Consider the following 2986-nt stretch of genomic DNA (forward strand, 5'->3'; position numbering starts at 1 on the left):
GTTGCCTGGCATCACCTTGTGCGGCACCAACTCCGGAGCGGTGCCCTCTGACGCGATCTCTTCGGCAGTCTTGCCGAACGCGAGAACCTTTGTCTGAGCGAAGAAGTTGCTCATGAGCAGATCGTGCATTGATCCCGTGCCGTCCGCAGTAGGCAGATCGTCGGTGGATTCCGCGAACCCGATGAAATCGGCAGGCACCAGCCACGTGCCCTGATGCAGGAGCTGATAGAACGCGTGTTGGCCGTTGGTCCCCGGCTCGCCCCAGAAGATCTCACCGGTGGACGTGGTCACCGGTGAGCCGTCGGCGCGAACCGATTTGCCGTTGGACTCCATGGTCAGCTGCTGCAGGTAGGCGGGAAAGCGCAGCAAGTCGTTGGAGTAGGGCAGCACTGCGCGGGACTGTGCGCCGAAGAAGTTGGAATACCAGAGCCCGATGAGGCCGAGGAGGACCGGCGCGTTCTGCTCGAGCGGTTGGTTTCGGAAGTGCGTGTCGATCTGGTGGAAACCGTCGAGGAACTCCGCAAAGCGAACGGGTCCGACGGCACACATGACCGACAAGCCGATCGCCGAGTCGACGGAGTAGCGCCCGCCGACCCAATCCCAGAACCCGAACATGTTCGCGGTGTCGATGCCGAACTCCGCCACGCGGTCACCGTGGGTGGAGACTGCGACGAAATGCTTGGCTACGGCCGAGACGTCTTCGCTGCCCAGACCGGCGAACAGCCAACGCTTTGCCGCTGTCGCGTTGGTGAGGGTCTCGAGGGTGGAGAACGTCTTGGATGCGACGATGAAGAGCGTCGTCTCCGGATCGAGGTCGTCGAGCTGTCCGACCAGATCGACAGGGTCGATGTTGGAGACGAACCGGACGCTGATTCCGGCGTCGGCGTAATGCCGTAGTGCGCGGTAGACCATCACCGGCCCGAGGTCGGAACCGCCGATGCCGATGTTGACGATGGTGCGGATGCGCTTGCCGGTAGCTCCGGTCCACTCGCCGCTGCGCACACGATCGGCAAAAGCGCCCATCGCGTCCAGAACTTCGTGAACGTCCGCGACGACGTCTTGACCGTCGACGGTCAGAGCAGAATCCTTGGGCAGACGCAGTGCTGTGTGCAGTACGGCGCGGTCTTCGGAAGTGTTGATGTGATCGCCCGCGAACATCGCGTCGCGTCGTGCCTCGACGCCGGCCTCGCGGGCCAGTTCGACGAGTAGCGCGAGAGTTTCGCGGCTGACGCGATGCTTGCTGTAGTCGATGTGAAGATCACCGGCGTCGATCGTCAGCTCTCGCCCGCGGGCTGGATCGTCCTGGAAGAGTTCTCGCAGGTGAACGCCTTCGATGTCGGCGTAATGAGCGCGCAGTTTCTGCCAGGCTGAGGTTCCGGTGATGTCAGTGCTCACGATCATCGACTTTAGTGGCACAAGCTGGAAACTTCCGCGTGAGTCTCGCTCGCGGGCAGACGGACGCGGCTCCGACGAGCATCATGGAACCCATGGACACATTCGAATTCATTCGATCAGTTCCCACCCAGTTGTTCGTCGGCGGTCGGTTCGTGCCCGCGGAGAACAACGCGACCTTCGCGGTGGCGGATCCGGCGACCGGGAAATCGTTGACCGATGTCGCCGATGCGAGCCCCGCGGACGCGCTGCGCGCTCTCGACGAAGCCGTCGCCGTCTCGTCGAAGTGGGCGAGCACACCTGCGCGCGAGCGTGGTGAAATCCTGCGAGCCGTCTTCGAGAAGATCACCGAGCGAGCCGAGGACGTGGCGCTGCTGATGACCCTCGAAATGGGCAAGGCACTCGCCGAAAGTCGCGCCGAGGTGAAGTACGGGGCGGAGTTCTTCCGGTGGTTCAGCGAGGAGGCCGTTCGCATCGGCGGGCGCTACACGCCGGCCCCGGCGGGCAACGGCCGGATCCTTGTCACCAAGGCGCCGGTCGGACCGTGTCTGGCCATCACTCCCTGGAATTTCCCGTTGGCGATGGGTACCCGCAAGATCGGCCCGGCATTGGCCGCCGGCTGCACGATCATCGTCAAGCCCGCCTCGGAGACCCCGTTGACGATGTTGTTGCTTGCTCAGCTCATGGCCGAAGCCGGGTTGCCCGACGGAGTCCTCTCGGTGTTGCCGACATCGAAATCCGGTGAAGTGACCGGCCCTCTCATCGACGACCCTCGACTGCGCAAGCTCACCTTCACCGGGTCCACCGGCGTCGGCAAGATGCTGGTGGAGAAGTCCGCGAAGCGATTGCTCCGCACGTCGATGGAATTGGGTGGCAACGCACCCTTCGTGGTGTTCGACGACGCGGACGTCGACAAGGCAGTCGAGGGCGCGGTGCTGGCGAAGCTTCGCAACGGAGGCGAAGCATGCACCGCCGCCAACCGGTTCCACGTCGCCAACGCCGTGCGTGAAGAGTTCACGACCAAGCTGACCGAGAAGATGGCGACTTTCACGATGGGACCCGGTACCGACCCGGAGACGAAGCTCGGCCCGCTGATCAACCAGAACCAACTCGACACGGTCGCGGAGTTGGTTGCAGATGCGGTGGATGCCGGGGCGAAGGTGCGACTGGGCGGCGAAGCGCCGGGTGGTGAAGGGTACTTCTATCCAGCCACGGTGTTGGCAGACGTTCCGGCCAGCGCGCGGATTCTGAAAGAAGAGGTGTTCGGACCCGTCGCCGCGATCACCGGCTTCGACACCGAAGCCGAGGGAATCGCAGCCGCCAACGACACCGAGTTCGGACTGGCCGCGTACATCTTCACGAGGGATCTCGACCGTGCGCTTCGGGTTTCCGACGCACTGGAATCAGGAATGATCGGCGTCAACCGCGGAGTGATCTCGGACGCGGCAGCGCCGTTCGGTGGCGTGAAGGAATCCGGATTCGGCCGCGAGGGCGGGACCGAGGGGATCGAGGAATACCTGAACACGAAGTACATCGCGCTCGAGAGCTGATACACCCGCGAACGGCCACATCGGGACTGCCAGAGGCATCCGAT

The 2986-nt window shown here is 63.7% G+C and carries 2 protein-coding genes; one reads left to right on the top strand and one right to left on the bottom strand.

Going from position 1 to position 2986, the window contains the following annotated elements; translation table 11 throughout:
* A partial coding sequence (gene pgi, locus RWT78_RS28920; RefSeq protein WP_314682864.1) for a glucose-6-phosphate isomerase occupies window positions 1–1395 on the bottom strand: 1395 nt, incomplete at its 3' end.
* A 92-nt stretch (window positions 1396–1487) separates the two neighbouring features.
* Between pgi and RWT78_RS28925 the strand changes: the two genes are divergently transcribed.
* Entirely contained in the window at window positions 1488–2942 is a 1455-nt protein-coding gene (locus tag RWT78_RS28925) for an NAD-dependent succinate-semialdehyde dehydrogenase (protein ID WP_190287595.1), read from the top strand.
* The last annotated feature ends 44 nt before the right edge of the window (window positions 2943–2986 follow it).

Origin of the sequence: uncultured Rhodococcus sp., assembly GCF_963525155.1 — a bacterium.
GTDB classification, from domain to species: Bacteria; Actinomycetota; Actinomycetes; order Mycobacteriales; family Mycobacteriaceae; genus Rhodococcus_F; species Rhodococcus_F qingshengii.